This is a genomic window from Streptomyces sp. NPDC050416, from assembly GCF_044458845.1.
In the GTDB taxonomy this organism is placed as follows: Bacteria; Actinomycetota; Actinomycetes; order Streptomycetales; family Streptomycetaceae; genus Streptomyces.
The window spans coordinates 229873-250942 of sequence record NZ_JBITII010000002.1 but is presented as its reverse complement, the minus strand read 5'-3'; the positions used below and the strand labels follow the sequence as shown (position 1 = coordinate 250942).

At 71.9% G+C, this 21070-nt stretch carries 22 protein-coding genes; 13 read left to right on the top strand and 9 right to left on the bottom strand.

Going from position 1 to position 21070, the window contains the following annotated elements; genetic code table 11:
- Window positions 1-16: 16 nt before the first annotated feature.
- Window positions 17-1033 (bottom strand): GNAT family N-acetyltransferase, encoded by a 1017-nt coding sequence (locus tag ACIBL4_RS06125; protein WP_399406974.1) that lies wholly within the window; start codon window positions 1031-1033, stop codon window positions 17-19.
- A gap of 140 nt (window positions 1034-1173) precedes the next feature.
- Between ACIBL4_RS06125 and fdxA the strand changes: the two genes are divergently transcribed.
- Window positions 1174-1491, top strand: coding sequence for a ferredoxin (fdxA, locus tag ACIBL4_RS06120; protein ID WP_010047804.1), 318 nt, complete (start codon window positions 1174-1176; stop codon window positions 1489-1491).
- Window positions 1492-1618: 127 nt separating this feature from the next.
- On the top strand, window positions 1619-2710 hold the full coding sequence (locus ACIBL4_RS06115; protein WP_399406972.1) for a bifunctional succinyldiaminopimelate transaminase/glutamate-prephenate aminotransferase: 1092 nt from the start codon (window positions 1619-1621) through the stop codon (window positions 2708-2710).
- Between the two features lie 198 nt (window positions 2711-2908).
- Here the strand turns inward: ACIBL4_RS06115 and ACIBL4_RS06110 are convergent, their stop codons facing one another.
- The gene (locus tag ACIBL4_RS06110) at window positions 2909-3355 is read right to left on the bottom strand and encodes an ATP-binding protein (protein WP_399406970.1); all 447 of its coding nucleotides are present in this window, start codon (window positions 3353-3355) and stop codon (window positions 2909-2911) included.
- Window positions 3356-3701: 346 nt separating this feature from the next.
- Window positions 3702-4682, bottom strand: coding sequence for a heavy metal transporter (locus tag ACIBL4_RS06105; RefSeq protein WP_399406968.1), 981 nt, complete (start codon window positions 4680-4682; stop codon window positions 3702-3704).
- A gap of 84 nt (window positions 4683-4766) precedes the next feature.
- On the opposite strand from ACIBL4_RS06105, the gene dapE reads away from it, so the two are divergent.
- Both dapE and ACIBL4_RS06095 read left to right on the top strand, forming a co-directional pair.
- The gene (gene dapE, locus ACIBL4_RS06100; RefSeq protein ID WP_399406966.1) at window positions 4767-5846 is read left to right on the top strand and encodes a succinyl-diaminopimelate desuccinylase; all 1080 of its coding nucleotides are present in this window, start codon (window positions 4767-4769) and stop codon (window positions 5844-5846) included.
- A gap of 118 nt (window positions 5847-5964) precedes the next feature.
- Window positions 5965-6723 (top strand): TIGR00730 family Rossman fold protein, encoded by a 759-nt coding sequence (locus ACIBL4_RS06095; protein ID WP_356928448.1) that lies wholly within the window; start codon window positions 5965-5967, stop codon window positions 6721-6723.
- Between the two features lie 190 nt (window positions 6724-6913).
- On the opposite strand, the gene folP is transcribed toward ACIBL4_RS06095, so the two are convergent.
- Complete coding sequence (gene folP / locus ACIBL4_RS06090) at window positions 6914-7774, bottom strand: dihydropteroate synthase (RefSeq protein WP_399406964.1); 861 nt, start codon at window positions 7772-7774, stop codon at window positions 6914-6916.
- 135 nt (window positions 7775-7909) lie between these two features.
- Here folP and ACIBL4_RS06085 point away from each other — a divergent pair, with 135 nt between their 5' ends.
- Together ACIBL4_RS06085 and ACIBL4_RS06080 are read left to right on the top strand one after the other, a co-directional pair.
- On the top strand, window positions 7910-8311 hold the full coding sequence (locus tag ACIBL4_RS06085; protein WP_399406962.1) for a DivIVA domain-containing protein: 402 nt from the start codon (window positions 7910-7912) through the stop codon (window positions 8309-8311).
- A complete protein-coding gene (locus ACIBL4_RS06080) occupies window positions 8308-8892 on the top strand; it encodes a DNA-3-methyladenine glycosylase I (protein ID WP_399406960.1) in 585 nt (194 codons plus the stop codon). Before ACIBL4_RS06085 ends, ACIBL4_RS06080 begins: the two co-directional genes overlap by 4 nt.
- Window positions 8893-8931: 39 nt before the next feature.
- Here the strand turns inward: ACIBL4_RS06080 and ACIBL4_RS06075 are convergent, their stop codons facing one another.
- A complete protein-coding gene (locus ACIBL4_RS06075; protein WP_399406958.1) occupies window positions 8932-9735 on the bottom strand; it encodes an enoyl-CoA hydratase/isomerase family protein in 804 nt (267 codons plus the stop codon).
- Window positions 9736-10120: 385 nt separating this feature from the next.
- On the opposite strand from ACIBL4_RS06075, the gene ACIBL4_RS06070 reads away from it, so the two are divergent.
- Window positions 10121-10288: a DUF3117 domain-containing protein gene (locus ACIBL4_RS06070; protein ID WP_003966491.1), complete on the top strand. Its 168-nt coding sequence runs from the start codon at window positions 10121-10123 to the stop codon at window positions 10286-10288.
- A gap of 118 nt (window positions 10289-10406) precedes the next feature.
- Here the strand turns inward: ACIBL4_RS06070 and ACIBL4_RS06065 are convergent, their stop codons facing one another.
- Window positions 10407-11105, bottom strand: a complete 699-nt coding sequence (locus tag ACIBL4_RS06065; protein WP_311772210.1) for an O-methyltransferase — start codon at window positions 11103-11105, stop codon at window positions 10407-10409.
- A gap of 162 nt (window positions 11106-11267) precedes the next feature.
- On the opposite strand from ACIBL4_RS06065, the gene sigE reads away from it, so the two are divergent.
- The 5 genes from sigE (at window position 11268) to ACIBL4_RS06040 (ending at window position 16911) form a co-directional block, all read left to right on the top strand.
- Window positions 11268-12035 (top strand): RNA polymerase sigma factor SigE, encoded by a 768-nt coding sequence (gene sigE / locus ACIBL4_RS06060; protein WP_399406956.1) that lies wholly within the window; start codon window positions 11268-11270, stop codon window positions 12033-12035.
- 68 nt (window positions 12036-12103) lie between these two features.
- Window positions 12104-13081: an anti-sigma factor family protein gene (locus ACIBL4_RS06055; RefSeq protein ID WP_399408092.1), complete on the top strand. Its 978-nt coding sequence runs from the start codon at window positions 12104-12106 to the stop codon at window positions 13079-13081.
- 132 nt (window positions 13082-13213) lie between these two features.
- Window positions 13214-15367: a trypsin-like peptidase domain-containing protein gene (locus ACIBL4_RS06050; RefSeq protein ID WP_399406954.1), complete on the top strand. Its 2154-nt coding sequence runs from the start codon at window positions 13214-13216 to the stop codon at window positions 15365-15367.
- Window positions 15368-15560: 193 nt separating this feature from the next.
- On the top strand, window positions 15561-15992 hold the full coding sequence (locus ACIBL4_RS06045; protein ID WP_399406952.1) for a sec-independent translocase: 432 nt from the start codon (window positions 15561-15563) through the stop codon (window positions 15990-15992).
- A 247-nt stretch (window positions 15993-16239) separates the two neighbouring features.
- Window positions 16240-16911 carry a hypothetical protein gene (locus ACIBL4_RS06040; RefSeq protein WP_399406950.1) on the top strand — a complete coding sequence of 224 codons (672 nt, stop codon included), beginning with the start codon at window positions 16240-16242 and terminating at the stop codon, window positions 16909-16911.
- A 121-nt stretch (window positions 16912-17032) separates the two neighbouring features.
- Here ACIBL4_RS06040 and ACIBL4_RS06035 read toward each other — a convergent pair whose 3' ends face one another.
- Genes ACIBL4_RS06035 through ACIBL4_RS06025 form a run of 3 tightly spaced genes read right to left on the bottom strand, consistent with a single transcriptional unit; the run spans window position 17033 to window position 20085 of the window.
- Window positions 17033-18166 carry an Mrp/NBP35 family ATP-binding protein gene (locus ACIBL4_RS06035; RefSeq protein WP_306963914.1) on the bottom strand — a complete coding sequence of 378 codons (1134 nt, stop codon included), beginning with the start codon at window positions 18164-18166 and terminating at the stop codon, window positions 17033-17035.
- 43 nt (window positions 18167-18209) lie between these two features.
- On the bottom strand, window positions 18210-18809 hold the full coding sequence (locus tag ACIBL4_RS06030) for a DUF1003 domain-containing protein (protein ID WP_399406948.1): 600 nt from the start codon (window positions 18807-18809) through the stop codon (window positions 18210-18212).
- The gene (locus ACIBL4_RS06025; protein ID WP_356928437.1) at window positions 18799-20085 is read right to left on the bottom strand and encodes a magnesium transporter MgtE N-terminal domain-containing protein; all 1287 of its coding nucleotides are present in this window, start codon (window positions 20083-20085) and stop codon (window positions 18799-18801) included. Before ACIBL4_RS06025 ends, ACIBL4_RS06030 begins: the two co-directional genes overlap by 11 nt.
- A gap of 225 nt (window positions 20086-20310) precedes the next feature.
- Here ACIBL4_RS06025 and ACIBL4_RS06020 point away from each other — a divergent pair, with 225 nt between their 5' ends.
- Window positions 20311-21069 (top strand): hypothetical protein, encoded by a 759-nt coding sequence (locus tag ACIBL4_RS06020; RefSeq protein WP_399406946.1) that lies wholly within the window; start codon window positions 20311-20313, stop codon window positions 21067-21069.
- The last annotated feature ends 1 nt before the right edge of the window (window position 21070 follow it).

Genomic DNA, 21070 nt, shown 5'->3' with positions numbered 1-21070 from the left:
CTCTCACGACGATCGGTTACCGGCCGGAGTCGTGGTCATCCGGTTCCCGGTAGTGGTGGTAGGCGTGGTGCGCCGCGAAACCCATCCCGGCGTACAACGCCCGCGCTCCCTCATTGTCGGCCTCGACCTGGAGCCACGCCGCCGACGCGCCCTCGTCCAGGGCCCGCCGGGCCAGCGCCGCCATCACGGCCGTGCCCAGCCCCTGCCGCCGCAGCTCCGGATCGACCTCGACGGCGGCGAACCCGGCCCACCGCCCGTCGACGACACACCGCCCGATGGCGGCCGGAGCCGCCGCCCCCGCCGAACCGGGCACGGTCGCGAACCACACCGAAGGCCCGGCCCCCAGCACCCGCAGCGCGACCTCGCTCACGCCCTTGCGCTGGTACCGGGCCAGCCACGCCTCGTCGGCCTCCCGGGACAGCACGACCCCCGACGGCTCGGCGAGGTCGGCGACCGGCGCCAGCGGCCCGACCCACAACTCGGCCGTCACCTCACGCACCCAGCCCCGCTGCTCCAGCTCCGCGCACAGCAGCTCCTGCGCGCCCTCGGCACCGGTCGCGGTCTGGACGTAGGCGGGCAGGCCGCGCTCGCCGTACCACCGCCGGACGGCGTCGAGAGCCTCGTCCAGGGACACGCCCGGGTCACCGAGCGGCAGCACGGAATTCGCCCGGCGCGTGAACCCGGACGCGGCCCGCAGCTCCCAGTCCCCGAGCCGCTCGCTCTCCACGGGCGGCCAGGCCCGCGCGGCGACCCGGGCCAGCTCCTCGTAGGAGGCGGCCGGACCGCGGCGACGCGCCGGCGCGGCGGGCACGAGCTTGCCCGCGACCAGCGCGGATTCCGCGATACGGACGCTCTCGCCGCCCTTGCGTGTGATCAGCAACACACCTTTGTCCCATGATGTGAGAACACCGACCGTGTCGGTGAACTTCTCACCCGGAGCCGCATGTTCGATCATGCTCCGTACGGAGACCCGTTTGCCCACGTCAGCAGCGGTGATACGGACCTCGAGTCGCCCGGCGGCAGAGATTTCCACTGGTCAGTTCACCCCTCCTGTTCGGATCATGCCCGGGAACGGAGATACTAGGGGCGGGCATCGACGACGCCGCGCTCCCGCGCGCCAGGCGGCGGAGCCTGAGGAGGCCCGCCAGCGCCCTATCGAGGAGGAACGACAGCGTGACCTACGTCATCGCGCAGCCTTGTGTCGACGTCAAGGACAAGGCGTGCATCGAGGAGTGCCCGGTCGACTGCATCTACGAGGGCTCCAGGTCCTTGTACATCCACCCGGACGAATGCGTCGACTGTGGTGCCTGTGAGCCGGTCTGCCCGGTTGAGGCGATCTTCTACGAGGACGACACTCCGGAGGAGTGGAAGGACTACTACAAGGCGAACGTCGAGTTCTTCGACGAGCTCGGCTCGCCCGGCGGCGCCAGCAAGCTGGGGCTGATCGAGCGCGACCACCCCTTCATCGCCGCGCTGCCGCCGCAGGCCTAGTCACCGCAAGCGGCCCGCACATCCGTGCCGCCTCGGTCCCGTACGGCCCGACCACGCCCTGGTCGCCGTGCGGGGCCGAGGCGTTTGCCGCGACGGCTCGTCCGTACCAGAAAGTGAGCCAGAAACCGTGTCCGCAGTCTCCGACCGTCTCCCCACTTTCCCCTGGGACAAGCTGACGCCGTACAAGGCCACGGCCGCCGCCCATCCGGACGGCATCGTGGACCTGTCGGTCGGCACCCCGGTCGACCCGGTACCCGAGCTGATCCAGAAGGCACTGGTGGCCGCGGCCGACTCCCCGGGCTACCCGACCGTCTGGGGCACGCCCGAGCTGCGCGACGCGATCACCGGCTGGGTCGAGCGCCGCCTCGGCGCCCGGGACGTCACCCACCGCCACGTCCTGCCGGTCGTCGGCTCCAAGGAACTCGTCGCCTGGCTCCCGACCCAGCTGGGCCTCGGCCCCGGCGACCGGGTGGCCTACCCGCGCCTGGCCTACCCGACGTACGAGGTGGGCGCCCGCCTGGCCCGCGCCGAGTACGAGGCCTACGACGACCCGACGGAGCTGGACCCCGAGGGCCTGAAGCTCCTCTGGCTGAACTCCCCGTCCAACCCGACGGGCGGGGTCCTGCCGAAGGAGGAGCTCACCCGGATCGTCGCCTGGGCCCGCGAGCACGGCATCCTGCTCTTCTCCGACGAGTGCTACCTGGAGCTGGGCTGGGAGGCCGACCCGGTCTCGGTGCTGCACCCGGACGTCAACGGCGGCTCGTACGAGGGCATCGTCGCCGTCCACAGCCTCTCCAAGCGCTCGAACCTGGCCGGCTACCGGGCGGCGTTCCTGGCCGGCGACCCCGCGGTCCTGGCTCCCCTGCTGGAGATCCGCAAGCACGGGGGCATGATGACGCCGGCACCGACCCAGGCGGCGGTGATCGCGGCCCTCGGGGACGACGAGCACGTCCGCGTCCAGCGCGAGCGCTACGCCGCCCGCCGTACCCTCCTGCGCGAGGCGCTCCTCGCCCACGGCTTCCGCATCGAGCACAGCGAGGCCAGCCTCTACCTGTGGGCCACGAGGGGCGAGTCCTGCTGGGACACGGTGTCCCACCTGGCCGAACGAGGCATCCTGGTCGCCCCCGGCGACTTCTACGGCCCGGCGGGCGCCCAGTTCGTCCGAGTGGCCCTGACGGCGACGGACGAGCGCGTAGCAGCGGCGGTCCAGCGGCTGTAACGGCCGGCCCGGCTGTGGGCAGTCGTTCCGCTGGGGCGATGGGGTCCCCCCTGCTCGAGCGAAGCCGAGAGCTTGGGGGAGGGTGGGCACAGCCCCGAACGCCGAGCACCGGCCAAGACGCTTCAGCTGTACCGACTCGCACACAGACCGAGGGGTCCAGGGAAATTCCCTGGACCCCTCGGCCGTCGAGACCCGGCGTCAGCCGACCGGCAGACCCTTCACCGGCAGCGACTCGGCCGACGGCGCCCCGCCCTTCGTCAGGGAGTCCGTCGGCAGACCGCCCTGCGCGGAACCGGCCGCGTCACCGACGAGCTGCCCGGCGGAGCCCGCCGCGTCACCGGCGGCCTTCTGCGCGGCCGGCGTGGTCTTCTTGACCGTCTTGCCGCTGGTCTTGCCCGCGTCCGGCGCCGCCTTCTTGACGGTCTTGCTGCCGGTGTCACCCGCGGACTTGGTGACGTTCTGCGCCGCGCCGTCGACGGTGTTGCCGACGTTCGCCCCGTCCGGGGCGGTCAGCCCGCCGAGGTTCGGGGTGGCCGGCAGCTCGGGGGCCGCGCTGGCGGAGCCGGCCGCACCGACCCCGGCAGCCGCTCCCGCAGCGACGATCAACGCGGCACGGGCGATCCGGCGGGTCAGGGGGAGGGACATGGTGCTCCTTCGACGGGAGAGAACGGTGAGGTTGTGAAGTGTCCGGCCGGGTCCGGGAGTTGATCGACTGGCTGTTGATCTCCCCGGCTCGGACGCAGTGACTACCGCTCGAAGCCCGCGAAGGTTGCGGCGCCGCAACGTAAAGAGTTGGTAATGCGTCGCATTATCGCCTGCGGATAAAAACGGGCAAAGAGGCTCCCGCCGGAAAGCCCGCCGAATCCTTCCGACCCTTTGCCCCCAAGGGTTCTCGCGGTTTCCGGACCGGGCACACGAAAACCCGCGCACCCCGTCGCCACCACGCCGTACGGGTAACCCCCAGGGGTGAAGCCCCGTACCTCTGCGCGATCTAGCCCATCGTCACGATACGGACGGCGTCCGCGTCCCGCTCAGCGCCCGCCGTGCCCTTCGTCCCGGCATCCCGCCACTCGCTGGCGGTGTTCCCGGCGACCCACTCCCGCCCCGCGTACGTGACGCGTGCGATGTGCAGCTCGGAGGCGTTGGCCACGGCCCAGTGCGCCAGCTGCCAGCCGCGCTCCTCCACGCGCTGACCGCCGGCGGCACCCGTGCCGGCGGTCACGGGCAGCGTCATGGTCCGTCCATCGGACCCGCCCGTACCGCTCGGGGACGGCGTCGGCGGGGCCGCCGACGAGCTGCCCACCTCCGCACCGGCCGGCTCCAGCACATCGCGCCCGAAGTCCCGCACGAGCGCCGCACGCACCCCGTCCGGGCCCGTCGCCCGAGTCGCGGCCGGGCGGCCCTCGCAGGTCAGCGTGGCCGCGGAGTGCCCGGTGAGGGCCGCTGCGAGCAGCGCCGCGTCCGGCTCGTGTTTGGCGTACGCCTGCGGGAAGCCGCTGCGCTGCACGCGCTGCGCGGCGTCGGTGAGGGGCAGCCGCGTGTAGCCGGGCACCTTGACCAGGTGGTCGTAGAACTCGCCGGCCGAGTACGTCGGGTCCAGGATCTCCTTCGGCGTGCCCCAGCCCTGCGAGGGCCGCTGCTGGAACAGACCGAGCGAGTCCCGGTCGCCGTGGTTGATGTTGCGCAGGCCCGACTCCTGGAGGGCGGTCGCCAGCGCGATGGTCACGGCCCGCTCCGGCAGGCCGCGTCCGTCGCCCACGGCGGCGATCGTCGCCGCGTTCACCGCCTGCTCGGGCGTGAACTCGTACGACGCCCCGTCGCCCTTTCCGGAGACGACTTTGCAGCCCGGTCCGCCGGTGCCTCCGGTGACGTACTGCACCACGAGGTAACCGGCGATCGCGAGCAGGACCACGAACGCGGACCCGCATCGGAAGAGGCGGCCGCGACGCTTGGGAGAGGACGGCTCTGGCACGCCGTACAAGGTACTGGAGAGTACGGAGTGCCTTGTGCCAGGTGTGGACAGTGGGGCCAGGCCTGGCGCGTTAGGGTCGACGGCATGGCCGACACCTCTCTTGACCTCACGCTGGACGCCGCTGAGCTCACCGCCCGGCTCGTCGACTTCCGTTCCGAGAGCGGCACCGAGAAGCCGCTCGCGGACGCGATCGAGACCGCGCTGCGCGCCCTGCCCCATCTGACGGTCGAGCGGTTCGGCAACAACGTCGTGGCCCGGACGCACCTGGGCCGCCCGGAGCGGGTGATCCTGGCCGGTCACATCGACACCGTCCCGATCGCCGACAACGTCCCCTCCCGGCTCGACGAGGACGGCGTCCTGTGGGGCTGCGGCACGTGCGACATGAAGTCGGGCGTCGCGGTCCAGCTGCGCATCGCGGCCACGGTCCCGGCCCCCAACCGCGACCTGACCTTCGTCTTCTACGACAACGAAGAGGTCGCCGCGGAGCTGAACGGCCTCAAGCACGTCTCCGAGGCGCACCCCGAGTGGCTCCAGGGCGACTTCGCGGTCCTCCTGGAACCCTCGGACGGCCAGGTCGAGGGCGGCTGCCAGGGCACGCTGCGGGTGCTGCTGAAGACCAGGGGCGAGCGGGCCCACTCGGCGCGCGGCTGGATGGGCTCCAACGCGATCCACGCGGCCGCCCCGATCCTGGCCCGCCTGGCCTCCTACGAGCCGCGGTGGCCGGTCATCGACGGCCTGGAGTACCGCGAGGGCCTGAACGCGGTCGGCATCACCGGGGGAGTGGCTGGCAACGTCATCCCCGACGAGTGCGTGGTCACCGTCAACTTCCGCTACGCGCCCGACCGCACCCCCGAGGAGGCCGTGGCCCACGTCAAGGAGGTCTTCGCGGACTGCGGCGTGGACGAGTTCGAGGTCGTCGACCACAGCTCGGCCGCGATGCCGGGCCTGTCCCACCCGGCGGCGAAGGCGTTCATCGAGGCGGTGGGCGGCACTCCGATGCCGAAGTACGGCTGGACGGACGTGTCCCGCTTCTCGGCCCTGGGCGTCCCCGCGGTCAACTACGGCCCGGGCAACCCCCACTTGGCGCACAAGCGGGACGAGCGCGTGGAGATCGCGAAGGTCCTCGCGGGCGAGGAGCGCCTGCGGACCTGGCTGACGGCCTGACCGGCCGGAACGCCGTCGTGTTTACGGCGCTCGATCGCGGACATGCTCACGTCCCTCGTTCGTAACCCGCGTAGATCTACGCTGAGGTGGAAAAACAGGCACGACGGAGGGAGCGCACATGGCGACCGGCAACCCCGAGGGGAAGAAGCAGCCGCCGGAGGAGAAGCGCCTGGGCCCGGTCCTCCGGCGGCGGGACCAGGTACAGGCCAGCACCACCGACCAGCGGCTGCTGGACGCGGGCGGGCCCTCCGACTGGGTGCACACCGACCCCTGGCGGGTGCTGCGCATCCAGTCGGAGTTCATCGAGGGCTTCGGCACGCTCGCCGAACTCCCGCCCGCGATCAGCGTGTTCGGCTCGGCCCGGACCCCGGCGGACTCGCCCGAGTACGAGGCGGGCGTACGGCTGGGCCGGGGCCTGGTGGACGCGGGCTTCGCGGTCATCACGGGCGGCGGCCCGGGCGCGATGGAGGCGGCCAACAAGGGCGCCCTGGAGGCCAAGGGCATCTCGGTCGGCCTCGGCATCGAGCTGCCGTTCGAGCAGGGTCTGAACCCGTACGTCGACATCGGCCTGAACTTCCGCTACTTCTTCGTGCGGAAGATGATGTTCGTCAAGTACGCCCAGGGCTTCGTGGTCCTGCCCGGCGGCCTGGGCACCCTCGACGAACTCTTCGAGGCCCTCACCCTCGTCCAGACCCAGAAGGTCACGCGCTTCCCCATCGTCCTGTTCGGCAGCGAGTACTGGGGCGGCCTGGTCGACTGGCTCCGCCACACGGTCATCGCCCAGGGCAAGGCCGCGGAGAAGGACCTCCTCCTGTTCCACGTCACGGACGACGTGGACGAGGCGGTTGCCTTGGTGTCGAAGGAAGCGGGCAGGTAGAGGCGAGCCGGCTTCCCGCCCAACCGCTTCGACCGTGCGAGCCGTCTCGTCCGACCGCTTCGGCTGGGCGAGCCGGGCTTCTCGTCCGACTGATTCGGGCGGGCGGGCCAGGCCTCTTGTCCGAGAGACTCGGGTGGCGGGTGGGCATAGGTCGGGGGTCCAGGGGGCGGAGAGCCCCCTGGTACCTCGGCTAGGCCAACCCGCGCCGCGCAACGGCAGGACCCCGACGCCCCGCTATCGCCCCCACCATCTCCAACACCTGCCGCGTCTCCGCAACCTCATGCACCCGGTACACCCGCGCCCCCAACCACGCGGAAACGGCAGTCGTGGCCAACGTCCCCACCACCCGCTCCTTCACGGGCCGGTCCAACGTCTCCCCGACGAAGTCCTTGTTGGACAACGACACCAGCACCGGCCACCCCGTGGCGACCATCTCCCCCAGCCGCCGGGTCGCCTCCAGACTGTGCCGCGTGTTCTTCCCGAAGTCATGCCCGGGGTCGATCATGATCGACTCCCTCCGCACGCCCAGCGCCAGCGCCCGCTCCGCCAGCCCGACCGTCACGTCCAGGATGTCGGCCATGACGTCGTCGTACTCCACGCGGTGCGGCCGGGTCCGCGGCTGCGCACCACCCGCGTGCGTACACACCAGCCCCACCCCATACCGCGCGGCGACCTCGGCAAGCCCAGGATCGACCCCGCCCCACGCGTCGTTCAGCAGGTCCGCCCCGGCCTCGCACACGGCCTCGCCGACCTCGGCCCGCCACGTGTCCACGCTGATGACCACCTCCGGGAAGCGCCGCCGCACCTCCGCGACGAAACCGACCGTCCGCCGGGTCTCCTCCGCGGCCGTGACCTCCTCGCCCGGCCCGGCCTTCACCCCGCCGATGTCGATGATCGCGGCTCCCTCGGCGACCGCCTGCTCCACGCGCGCGAGGGCCGGCTCGTCGCGGAAGGTCGCGCCGCGGTCGTAGAAGGAGTCCGGGGTCCGGTTCACGATCGCCATGATCACCGGCTCGTGCGGCCCGAATTCCCGCCTGCCCAGCCTGAGCATCCGCTGTGACCTTTTCTGGTACGTCCCCGTCTTCCGCCGCCTGCGACCCTAACTGTCAGAGTCACGTGGCACGATCGGAGCCTGACACCATGCGTGTCCGAAGACACCGACAGATCCGACCGTGGGGGCTCCGCGATGGTTATGTTCCTGTTCCTGGTCGTCGCGCTAGCCGTCGTGGTCGCCGCGGTGACCCTCGCCGTGGTGGGCGGCGGCGAGAACGGCCCGCTGCCCGAGGCCGTCCCCGAGCGGCTGCGGGACCCGCTGCCCCCGGACCGCCCGGTCGACCGTGCCGACGTCGAGGGCCTCCGTTTCCCGCTCGCCGCCCGCGGCTACCGCATGGCGGACGTGGACGACGCCCTCAGCCGCCTGGGCGCCGAGCTCGCCGAGCGTGACGCCCGCATCGCCGACCTGGAGTCGGCCCTGGCGGGCGCCAGAACAGCCGCCGGCCACGGCCCGGTGTCCGGGGAGAACCACACCTCCGCGCAGAACCACGTGTCCATGGACAAGCCGGCCCTGGGCCAGGAGGACCGGCCATGAGCGACGGCACCGCCCTCGCCGGCCCGGACGGCGCGCTGCGCTGCCCCTGGGCCCTGTCCGCCCCGGAGTACGTGACGTACCACGACGAGGAGTGGGGCCGCCCGGTCCACGGCGACGACGCGCTCTACGAGCGCCTCAGCCTGGAGGCCTTCCAGTCCGGCCTGTCCTGGATCACGATCCTGCGCCGCCGCCCCGGCTTCCGCGCCGCCTTCGCCGACTTCAAGATCGCCTCGGTGGCTGCCTTCACCGACGAGGACCGCGAGCGCCTCCTGGCCGACGCCGGCATCATCCGCAACCGCGCCAAGATCGACGCGACGCTCGCCAACGCGCGCGTGCTGGCCGAGTGGGCCCCGGGCGAACTGGACGAGCTGATCTGGGCGCACGCCCCCGAGCCGGGCACCCGCCCGGTCCCGAAGGCGCTCTCCGACGTCCCGGCCGTCACCCCCGAGTCGACGGCCCTGTCCAAGGCGCTGAAGAAGCGGGGCCTGCGCTTCGTCGGCCCAACGACGGCGTACGCGCTGATGCAGGCCTGCGGACTGGTCGACGACCACCTCCAGGCCTGCGTCGCGCGTCGCGCCTGACGCCGCCGCAGCGGGCCGGCGGTCCGATCGGCGGGCCGGTCAGCGGCCCAGATACCGGGGCTTCTCCTTGTTGACGAAGGCCTGCACCGCGATCGCGTGGTCCTCGGAGGAGCCGGCCCGGGTCTGGAGCTCGTCCTCCTTCTCCAGCGTCTCCGCCAGGGAGTGCGTCAGGCCGTAGGCCATCGACTCCTTCAGCGCCGCGTACGCCACCGTCGGCCCCTCGGCCAGGGCCCGCGCCACCTTCTCGGCCTCCGCGCGCAGCTCCCCGGCCGGCACCAGCCGGTTGGCGATGCCGAGCTCGTAGGCCTCCTGCGCGCTGATGCTCCTGGGGAAGAGCAGCAGGTCAGCCGCCCGCCCGGGGCCGATCACCCGCGGCAGCGTCCACGAGATGCCCGAGTCGGCGGTCAGCGCCACCCCGGCGAACGAGGTGTTGAACGCGGCCGTGTCCGCCACCATCCGGTAGTCCGCCGCGAGCGCGAAGCCGAAGCCCGCCCCGGCCGCCACCCCGTTCACGGCGGCGACGACCGGCTTCGCGGCCTCGGCCAGCGCCCGCACGATCGGGTTGTAGTGTTCCCGCACCGTGCTCATGGTCTGCCCCGAACCGGTCTCCCGGTCCTCGGCCAGCAGGCCGATGTGCTCTTTGAGGTCCTGCCCGACGCAGAACGCCCGGTCACCGGCGGCCGTCAGCAGCACCGCCCGTACGGCGGTGTCGTCCGCCGCGGAGCTGACCGCGTCCCGCAGGGCGACCTTGGCCGCCACGTTCAGCGCGTTCATCGCCTCCGGGCGGTTCAGCGTGATCGTCGCGAGTCCGTCGCTCACCTCGTAGAGCACGGTGTCGGCCATGGAGTATCCCCTCCGTGTCGCTGCTCGGGGACGTACCGGTCGGTACGTCCCTGGTCTGAGGACAGCATGACGGAGATCGCCGGGGGCCGACCGGACCGGACGTGTGACCTGCGTCAAAGAATTCTCGCCTGTTTTCGTTCGGCGGATGTGTGTGCGGTGGCGGAGTATCGCAGTCACATCGCCGAATTGAGTGGTTTTGCTCGCGTGCGTTGCCCAAGCGATGCCGACTGATGTTGGTCATCGGGTCCTGAGATGCGGGATAATGGCTTGGAAGCAATGTGTTCGATGCCGGTGTCGCGTGTCCTGCCTCAAGGACCGCACTGTGCCCTTCTTCAGGGGTCCGTCGGCCTTGACGATGAGCTGGGTTTCAGGAAGGGGAACGAGCATGGCGGCCATGAAGCCGCGGACGGGTGACGGCCCGCTCGAGGTGACCAAGGAGGGGCGGGGCATCGTCATGCGCGTTCCGCTCGAAGGCGGCGGTCGGCTCGTCGTCGAGCTGACCCCGGACGAGGCCGACGCCCTGGGCGACGCCCTCAAGAAGGTCGTCGGCTGACGCGCAAGCGACCATACCCTTTCAGCTGCCCCGGCATCACATGAGGTGCCGGGGCGGCTCTTTTCTCAACCGCGTCTTGCGCCTGCCCCGGGTTCTGCCCGGCTAACGTGCTGCCCGGCTACCGTTTCACCGCGCACAGCAGCCCGTCGCCCACCGGCAGCAGGGACGGCACCAGCTCCTGGCTCTCGCGCACCGCGCGCAGCAGTTCCCGCAGCCGCAGCACCTCGGTGGGCTGCGGACCGGAGTCCACCGTCCGGCCGTTCGCGAAGGCGCCCTCGAAGACGACCAGTCCGCCGGTGCGCAGCAGCCGCAACGATTCAGCGAGGTAGTCCATGACCTCCAGGCGATCGCCGTCGCAGAAGACGAGGTCGTAGCCGGCGTCCGCGAGGCGGGGCAGCACGTCCAGGGCGCGGCCCGGGATGAAGCGGGCCCGGTTGCTGGCGAAGCCGGAGGCGCGGAAGGCCTGGCGGGCGAACTGCTGGTGCTCCGGCTCGGAATCCACGGTGGTCAGAACACCGTCCGGGCGCATACCGTGCAGGAGGTGGATCCCGGAGACGCCGCAGCCGGTCCCGATCTCCGCGACCGCCTTGGCGTCGACGGAGGCGGCCAGCAACCGCAGCGCGGCGCCCGTGCCGGGCGACACCGAGCGCAGACCCGCCTCACGGGCCCGGTCGCGGGCCCAGCGCAGCGCGTCGTCCTCGGCGACATAGGCGTCGGCGAACGCCCAGCTCGTCTGCCGGTTGCCGGTAATGACCCTCTCCTGTCCCCGTGAATGCCTGGGCGTGACTGTATCCGTTGGGCCCGGGAACCCGCAGATGGGACCGGTCGTTTAAAGGGGGAAGCGCGTGGCGCGGGTCGTGACGGGGGGCAGGCAGTGGATCGAGGCGCCGAGCAAGGGGCGACGCAGCAGTACGAGGCGTATCAGCCCAGATCAAATTCTCGTAAAACCGCTTATCCGGTCCTAACGGGCGAGGTGGCTATGGTAGGGGCTCCACTGGACACCACCAGAGCTGACAGGGGAGGTGCGGCTGCGCCTGTGGACAAGGGAGGAGTGCTCCGGCGCTTCTTCACACCAGGCAGGCCGACATCCGTGAACGACACTGCTGACCACAGCCACGCCGCTGACTTCGCCCAGACCGCGACCTTCACCACCGACGCGGACGGGCAGGCGTGGACTCCGCCCACGTGGGAGGAGATCGTCAGCACGCACAGCGGCCGGGTCTACCGGCTCGCCTACCGCCTGACCGGCAACCAGCACGACGCCGAGGACCTCACGCAGGAGGTCTTCGTCCGTGTCTTCCGTTCCCTGTCGACATACACGCCGGGCACCTTCGAGGGCTGGCTGCACCGCATCACCACGAACCTGTTCCTGGACATGGTCCGCCGCAAGCAGCGCATCCGCTTCGACGCGCTCGGCGAGGACGCGGCCGAGCGGCTGCCCAGCAAGGAGCCCTCGCCCCAGCAGGTCTTCAACGACGCGCACTTCGACGCGGACGTCCAGCAGGCCCTCGACACCCTCGCCCCCGAGTTCCGCGCCGCGGTCGTCCTGTGCGACATCGAAGGACTGTCGTACGAGGAGATCGCCGCGACCCTCGGCGTCAAGCTCGGCACGGTCCGGTCGCGGATCCACCGGGGCCGCTCGCAGCTGCGCAAGGCCCTCGCGCACCGCTCTCCGGAGGCGCGCGCCGAGCGCCGCTCCTTCATGCCGCGTGTACCCGCCCTGGGAGGAGGGGGCGCGAGCGCGTGAGCGGATCACGGCCGAAAGCTTCCGAGGGTCACCTCGCAGAGCAGCACCTTGGAGACCGACTCTCCGCCCTGGTCGACGGAGAGCTCGGTCATGACGCGCGCGAGCGCGTACTGGCGCATGTGGCCACCTGCCCGAAGTGCAAGGCGGAGGTGGACGCCCAGCGCCGGCTGAAGAACGTCTTCGCGGAGGCGGCCCCGCCGCCCCCTTCCGAGAGTTTCCTGGCCCGCCTGCAGGGACTACCCGCGGGCGGCGGCCCGGACGGTGATGCCATGCCGCCGGGCGGGGCAGGGCTGCCCGGCGGACTGTCCGGACGGTTCGGATCGCCCGGAGCCTTCGGAGCGAAGCGCGGCGACCGGTTCGAGTTCGGATACGTCCCGGCCCGGCAGCACGCCCCCGTGCTCCCGCCCTCCGCCGGGAACCAGAGCCTCCGCTCGGGCGGGCGGGGCCTGCCGTCCGACGACCGCGGCCTTCCCACGGGCAGCCGGGGCTTCCGGATCCACGACGTCGGGCGGCACGAGCCCGACAGATCCTCCTCGCGGCTGCGGTTCGCCTTCGCGGCCGCCGGAGCCGTGTCCCTGGCCGCGATCGCACTGGGCGGTGTCACGGCCGGCACCCCGACGGACACGGAGGCCCGCGGCGGCGCCGGCGCGGGAAGCAACGTGACCCCGATGCGCACGCAGGGCACGGGCGCCGCGGCACAACCCGAGAACCAGCGACGCCGCAGTACGGGGCCGCTGCTCGGGCAGATGCACGGCCAGAGTGTGCTCGGCCGCGCCCCGGCCGCCCCGACCGAGGTCTCCGCACCGCTGCTGCCGGGTGTGCCGCACTCCGCCGCGGGGCAGCACGCCGTACACGCGCTGGCCGCCCCGGTCATGGCCGGTGCCGCCGTCGTGTCCCCGCTGATACGTCCGCTCGAGGCGGCCCCGCCGGCCGCCCTGACCTCATGGTCGACGGTCCCCGAGATCGCGGCGCCCCTGCTCGCCGTGCCCCTCCCGGACACGACCTCGTCCCCCTCTTCTCCGGCCTCCTCCCGTACGGCCCGCTGACCGGCCGCTGCGCGGCGGCGAGCGAACCTGATTGAATCCGGGGGTGGCGCCCGCGGCCGAGGCGTGGCCGTGGCGCCGATTCGACGAACTGCGGCTACCGCCGTCGAGCCGTGCCGCGGCTGTGGGGAGAGCATGAACGAGGGGAAGCCCACGAAGGCCAAGTGGTGGAGCCGTCCTCGGCCGCAGGGCCTTTCGGGGGAGCCGGAGAGTACGGGTCAGGCGCCGGCGGACACGGTCGACACCGACGGCGACTTCGAGCTGGCGCGGCCTGCCGTACGGCAGGCCGAGGCCGACGGCGACTACGAGTTGAGGCGCCCCGAACAGCCGCCGGCCGACGGCGAGCCTGCCCTGCCCGCCGGGGGCGCCGAGGAGGGCGTTCCCGCCACGTCCGCCGTACCGGCCCAGGGAGGACCGGCCGGGGGCGCGGTGGAGGCCGGGGACGCCGTCTCCGCCGTGCCGGCCCGGGGCAGGCCCGCCGGGAGTGCGGCGCAGACCGCGAGTGCTCCCGCCGCCGGGCCGGCCCCGGGTGGATCTGCCGGGAGCGTGGCGGAGGCCGGTAGCGCGGTGGAGACCCGGAGTGATGTGGAGGCCGGGGACGCCGTCTCCGCCGGGCCGGCCCCGGGTGGATCTGCCGCGAGCGCGGTGGAGACCTGGAGTGCTGTGGAGGCCGGGGACGTCCTCTCCGCCGGGCCGGCCCCGGGTGGGCCCGGCGGGAGCGCCGTGGAGACCATGGGCGCTGTGGAGGTCGCGGATGCCGCCTCCGCCGACCCCGTCGATGGCCGGTCCAAGCCCCTGCATGATCCCGACCCGTACAGCACGCCGCCCTACGGTGAACCCGGGCCCTGGGCGCCCGCGCCGCCCGTGCAGCATCCGGCGGCGACTCCGGCGCGCGGTGTGGTGACGGCGGACCAGCCGGCCTTGCCCGGCACGCCCGTCGCGCCGCCGCAGGGGGCAACGGTGGCGCCTCCCGGCATCCCCGCGACTGCCGCGCCCCTGCCGCCCCCCAGTACCCCCGTGCAGGTACCCGCTGCGGCCGTCTACGCCGATGCCCAGCCCCCGGCGCCCGCCCCCGACCCCTGGCAGCGCTACGACCCCTGGGCCGCCCCCGCGGCCCCGGGCAGCCACGGCCCTCTCCAGCAGAACGGGGCCGGAGTACTCAGCACCCAACAGCGGCGCCGACGGGGCAGGAAGGCGCTGCTCGCCGGTGCCATGCTGCTCGCGCTCGTGTCCGGAGGCATCGGCGGCGGCATGGGGACGTATCTGGAGCGCAACGGCGGCATCGGGACCGTCGAACTGCCGCAGGCCGGGAAGGAGCCCGCCGGGCGGGACGCGGACAGTGTGGCCGGGATCGCCGGGCGGGCCCTGCCCAGCGTCGTCACGCTGCATGTGAGCGGCTCCGGCGAACAGGGCACGGGCACCGGCTTCGTGCTCGACACTCGAGGGCACATCCTCACCAACAACCACGTCGTGCGGGCCGCCGGGTCCACCGGCAAGATCACGGTGACCTTCAACGGCGGGGAGACCGCCGAGGCCGAACTCGTCGGCCGGGACAGCGGCTACGACCTCGCCGTCGTAAAGGTGAAGGGCGTGCGCGGACTCACCCCGCTGGCCCTCGGCAACTCGGACAACGTGCAGGTCGGCGACCCGGTCGTGGCCATCGGAGCGCCCTTCGACCTGGCCGGCACCGTCACCTCCGGCATCATCAGCGCCAAGCAGCGGCCCATCACGGCGGGCGGCGAGAAGGGCGACGGCAGCGACGTGTCGTACGTCGACGCGCTCCAGACCGACGCCCCCATCAATCCCGGCAACTCCGGCGGGCCCCTGCTCGACGCCAAGGCCCGGGTCATCGGCATCAACTCGGCCATCCGGTCGGCGGACAGCGGCTCCGAGCTGGACGGCGGCCAGGCCGGCTCGATAGGCCTCGGCTTCGCCATACCCATCAACCAGGGCAAGCGCGTCGCCGAGGAACTGATCAACACCGGGAAGGCGACCCACCCGGTCATCGGCATCACCCTCGACATGGACTACACGGGCGACGGTGCCCGCGTCGCCGCCGAGGGCAGTGCGGGCGGACCGCCGGTGACCACGGGCGGTCCGGGCGCCAAGGCCGGCATCAAGGCGGGCGACGTCATCACTCAGGTCGACGGCCGGCGCGTCCACTCCGGCGAGGAACTGATCGTCAAGACCCGTGCCCGCCGCCCCGGCGACCGGCTGGAGCTGACCGTGGAGCGCGCCGGCAAGGAGCGGACGGTGTCGCTCGTCCTCGGGTCCTCCGGCGGCAGCTGAGTCATGATGTCCGGCACATACAGGGACGAAGAAGGCAAACATTGGGGAAAGCGCTCCCACCTGCCCCACTCGGAGGTCTCGGGACGGTACCGGTCGGACAGGATCGCCGGGTACCGTGGATCCGGCCCGGACCACGGCAAGACCCCCATGACCACCGAGGGCCGAGGACCGAGGACATCGCTAGGAGCTTCAGGTGTTCAATGACATAGGACCACTCGAGCTGGTGACGCTCATCGTCCTCGCCGTGCTCGTCTTCGGTCCGGACAAGCTCCCGAAGGTCATCCAGGACGTGACGCGCACGATCCGGAAGATCCGTGAGTTCTCGGAGAGCGCCAAGAACGACATCCGGGAGGAGCTGGGCCCGGAGTTCAAGGACTTCGAGTTCGAGGATCTCAACCCCAAGACGTTCATCCGCAAGCAGCTGGACAACGAGGACCTGGGGCTCAAGGAGATCCGCAACGGCTTCGACCTGAAGAAGGAGATGGCCGAGGTCACCGACGCCGTCCACAGCCGGGACTCCGACTCGTCGTCCTCCGGCTCGTCCGGCGGCCGTATCGACATGACGAAGCAGCCCGAGACCCCGGACCGGGACGACCGGCCGCCCTTCGACGCGGACGCCACCTGAGCGACACACCGGGGCGTACGCCAGGGCGTACGCCCCCAGGCGCGCGTGACGCGTTTCATACTCCGGTCGGGCTGTGTACGGCCTGAAGCAGGCGCCCGTGCGGCCCACGCGCCGGGCGGTTTCCCTGCTGCTCGCAGCGGTGTGGCTATGCTGCCGAGTTGATGGGCGGGCCGTACTGGACCAGCAACGCCGCCCGAAGGGGGGCGGGCCGTTCCGGCCCGACGAGAGCGAGGAGGCGTCCGGGCATATGGAGACGACGAGTCGGGCAGTCGCACAGGCGCCGGCCGCGGAGGGCGGACAACAGGGCCCCTCCGCCCGGCGCACGGTCGACGGCTACCTGCGCGCGCCCTTCCCGTGGTACGGCCTCGACGAGGCGTTCACGGGGCCGCGCTGGCTGATGCAGGTCGGTACGGCGGCCGACGGAGCCGTGGAACACGGGTCGATCGGGCACGGTGACGAGCCCACGGTGCGCAACGAGCATGTCGCCGGGGGTGATCAGGAGGCCAAGGAGAAGTTCGCGGTCGTGGTGACCGTGGCGGCGAGTCCCTCACGGCGCAGTGCGGACGGCACGGGGCTGCTGGAGGCGACGTCGGTGTCCTCGGCGGCGTGGCTCGCGGGTGTGGGGCTGCTGTCCTTCACCTGGCCCGGGCAGATGGACCACTCCCTGCGGGACGACTGGCTGGAGCAGCAGACGGAGACGGCGTGGGTGCTGGCGGATGACCTGGACGGGGCCGACTGGTCGACGTTGTCGCTGCCGGTGGACGGTGTGCCGACGGCGTTCCACTACCGGGAGTCCGAGTTCGGGTGGGTGCTCGCCGGTTCCACCACGGCCGGGGTTCATGTCGGGGCGTACGGCAGGGGCATGAGCGCGTACGGGCTCGGCTTCGCCGTGGTCAAGGACATCGCCGCGTACGCCTGACGTGAGTGTGGGGCGCCGTGGGATCGCGGCGCCCCTTCGCCGTGGACGTACAGCTTTCAGGGGCGGTTGCGGGTGCGATGTGGCTGGTCGCGCAGTTCCCCGCACCCCCAGAAGAGTCGGTCTAGAACTTGTTCCTCGGAGTGATCCCCAGGGACAGGCCCGACAGGCCCCGCTGCCGGCCTCCCAGTTTTCCGGCGATCGCCCGCAGGGCCGAGCCCGCCGGGGAGTCCGGGTCCGTCAGGACCACCGGCTTGCCCTCGTCGCCGCCCTCGCGCAGGCGGACGTCGATGGGGATGTTGCCGAGGACCGGGACGTTCGTGCCGGTCGTGCGGGTCAGGCCGTCGGCGACGACCTGGCCGCCGCCCGTGCCGAAGACGTCGACCATCTCGCCGCAGTGCGGGCAGGGCAGGCCGGACATGTTCTCGACCACGCCGACGATCTTCTGGTGGGTCTGGACGGCGATGGAGCCCGCGCGCTCGGCGACCTCGGCAGCCGCCTGCTGCGGGGTGGTCACGACCAGGATCTCGGCGTTCGGGACCAGCTGCGCGACGGAGATCGCGATGTCGCCGGTGCCGGGCGGCAGGTCCAGCAGGAGGACGTCCAGGTCGCCCCAGTACACGTCGGCCAGGAACTGCTGGAGGGCGCGGTGGAGCATCGGGCCGCGCCAGACGACCGGGGCGTTGCCGGGGGTGAACATGCCGATGGAGATGACCTTCACACCGTTCGCCGACGGCGGCATGATCATGTTCTCGACCTGGGTGGGACGGCCGTCGGCACCCAGCATGCGCGGCACGCTGTGGCCGTAGATGTCGGCGTCGACGACACCGACCTTGAGGCCGTCGGCCGCCATCGCCGCCGCCAGGTTCACCGTCACCGAGGACTTGCCCACGCCGCCCTTGCCGGAGGCGACCGCGTAGACGCGGGTCAGGCTGCCCGGCTTGGCGAAGGGCACCTCGCGCTCGGTCTGGCCCCCGCGCAGGGCGGACGCCAGCTCGCGGCGCTGCTCGTCGCTCATCACGTCGAGCGTGACGTCGACGCGGGTGACGCCCTCGACCCGGGACACCGCCTCGGTCACGCGCTGCGTGATCGTGTCCCGCATCGGGCAGCCCGAGACCGTCAGGTACACGGTGACCGCGACCGCCCCGTCCGCACCGATCTCCACGGATTTGACCATCCCGAGTTCGGTGATGGGCTTGTGGATCTCGGGGTCGTTCACCGTCGCCAGTGCCTCGCGCACCGCGTCTTCCGTAGCCATAAGGACGATGGTACGGCGCTGTACCGGTGCGTAGGAAAGCGTCTCAGCGGTCGTCTGCGTCACGTCCCCGTGACCGTTCCGCCGGGAATACGACCGGGTCGTGACGGTGGCCGTTGTGCCGCTCCTCCAGTTCCTTGACCACGTCCTGGAGTTCCGAGCGGATCCAGTCGCGGGTGGCGACCTCGCCCAGGCCGATGCGCAGGGCCGCGACCTCGCGGGTCAGGTACTCGGTGTCCGCGATCGACCGCTCGTTCTGCTTGCGGTCCTGCTCCAGATTGACCCGGTCGCGGTCGTCCTGCCGGTTCTGCGCGAGCAGGATCAGCGGGGCGGCGTAGGAGGCCTGGAGCGACAGCATCAGGGTCAGGAAGATGAACGGGTACTCGTCGAAGCGCAGGTCGCGCGGGGCGAGGCTGTTCCAGGCGACCCACAGGATGATGACGGCCGTCATCCAGACCAGGAACCGTCCGGTGCCGAGGAAGCGCGCGATGCGTTCCGACAGCCGCCCGAAGGCCTCCGGGTCGTACTCGGGCAGGATACGGCGCTTGGGCACGCCCGGCTGGTCGAGGCGGGGGGTGCGCGGCCGGCCCGCGGCCGTGGAGCCGGACGGCGTGCGCTCGCGCAGGGTCTCGCGCTCAGGAACCATCGGTCGCCACCTCCTCCTCGTCCAGGTGGAACTCCGTCTCCCGCCAGTCCTCCGGGAGCATGTGGTCGAGTACGTCGTCCACGGTCACCGCGCCCAGCAGCGAGCCTGCCTCGTCGACCACGGGCGCCGCGACCATGTCGTACGTGGCGAAGAACCCGGCGATGGCGTGCAGGTCCGCGTCGGGGTCGAGTGGCTGCAGGTCGCTGTCCACGATCGAACTGACCAGGGAGGGCGGTGGCTCGCGCAGCAGGCGCTGGAAATGGACCGTGCCGAGGTACTTGCCGGTCGGCGTCTCGTCCGGTGGCCGGCAGACGTAGACCTGGGCGGCCAGGGCGGGGGAGAGGTCGGGGTTGCGGACGCGGGCGAGGGCGTCGGCGACGGTGGCGTCCGGGCGCAGCACGATCGGCTCGGTGGTCATCAGACCGCCCGCCGTGCGGTCCTCGTACGACATCAGGCGCCGCATGTCGGCCGCGTCGCCGGGCTGCATCAGGCTCAGCAGCCGCTCCTGCTCGTCCGTCGGCAGCTCGCCCAGCAGGTCGGCCGCGTCGTCGGGGTCCATGGCCTCCAGGACGTCGGCGGCGCGCTCCTCCTTCAGCTTGCCGAGGATCTCGATCTGGTCGTCCTCCGGGAGCTCCTCCAGCACGTCGGCCAGCCGGTCGTCGTCGAGGGCGGCGGCGACCTCGGCCCGGCGCTTGGGGGAGAGGTGGTGCAGGACGTTGGCCAGGTCGGCGGGGCGCAGCTGCTCGAACGTGGCGAGCAGGTTCTCGGCGCCCTGCCCCTGCTCCTCCAGCGAGAAGCCGGTGACGGCGGTCCACTCGACGGTCAGCGCCTCGCCCTTGGCGCGCCGGAAGGCACTGCCCTTGCGGCCCTTGCGGACGAAGACCCGGTCGATCTCCCACTCCCGGCGGGCCGGCAGCTGATGCACCGACAGATCGAGGACGGTGACCTCCTCGCCGGTCTCGGTGAGCGTGACGCGCCGGTCCAGCAGTTCGCCGAAGACCAGCCGCTCGGTGGGCCGCTGCTCGAAACGCCGGACGTTGAGGACACCGGTGGTGATGACCTGGCCGGACTGGATGGCGGTGACCCGGGTCATCGGCAGGAAGATGCGGCGGCGCGTGGCGAGTTCGACGACGAGGCCGAGCAGCCTCGGCGGTCGCTGTGCCATCCGCAGCATGACGACCAGATCGCGGACACGCCCCACCTGGTCGCCGGCGGGGTCGAAGACGGCGACACCGGAGAGGTGCGATACGAAGATCCGGGGGGCGCCCGCTGCCATGGCCGCGGCTCCTTTTCGTGCGGGGTGTTCCGTGCTGCCTGACTGTGTGCCTGTCTGTGTGCCTGTCTTTTCCGAATTGCCCGCTCGGGTGGGCTTCAGGCTAGCCCGTCCTGATCGGGGACGCGTCGGCGGGCCCACCGGACGGACTGGCTCCGACCTGCCCGCACGTCCCCGGTACCCTGCGGTACGCCGTTCAGGTCTCCCGTCAGAGAGGCAGCCCCACCTGTGACTCCGATTCGCCAGGGCCGCAACCACCGTGCCGCACTCGCGAGCGTGATGTGCGTACTGGCCGTGACCGGACCGGTGCTCACGGGCTGCGCGGAGGAGGATCCGAACGAGGGCACCAACGGGGTCGGCAGACTGCCCGCCGAGAAGATCCAGGCCAAGACCCGCACGGCCGCCGAGTCCGCAGGGGCGGTCCGGGTGCACGGGAACGTCGTCAGCGGCGGACGCACGTACGCGCTCGACATGCGGCTGAAGACCGACGGCGGCGAGGGGTCGGTCACCACCAAGGGGACGACCTTCCGGCTGCTGCGCGTCGGCGAGCAGCTCTTCGTCATGGCCGACGCGGAGTTCTGGAGTCATGGCGCGGGCCAGGGCGGGGAGGGCAAGGCGGACGCCGCCGCGGCCGCCAAGCTCGGCGGCAAGTTCGTGAAGGTGCCGCAGGGCGACCCTTCGTACAAGAAGTTCAGCGGTTTCACGGACAAGGGTGTCCTCCTCGACGGTCTGCTGACCCTGCACGGCAAGCTCGCGACCGAGGGCCACGACGAGCAGGCGGGCATCCACACCATCCGCATCTCGGGCGACAAGGGCTCCGGCGGCACCCTGGAGGTGTCCCTGGAGGGCAAGCCGTATCCGCTGCGCCTGGAGCGGGCCGGTGGGGCGGGTACCCTCACGTTCTCCGCATGGGGGCAGGACTTCTCCCTGAGGGAGCCGGAGAAGAACGAGACGGTGGACTACGGCAGGCAGCTGCCGGCGTCGTAGG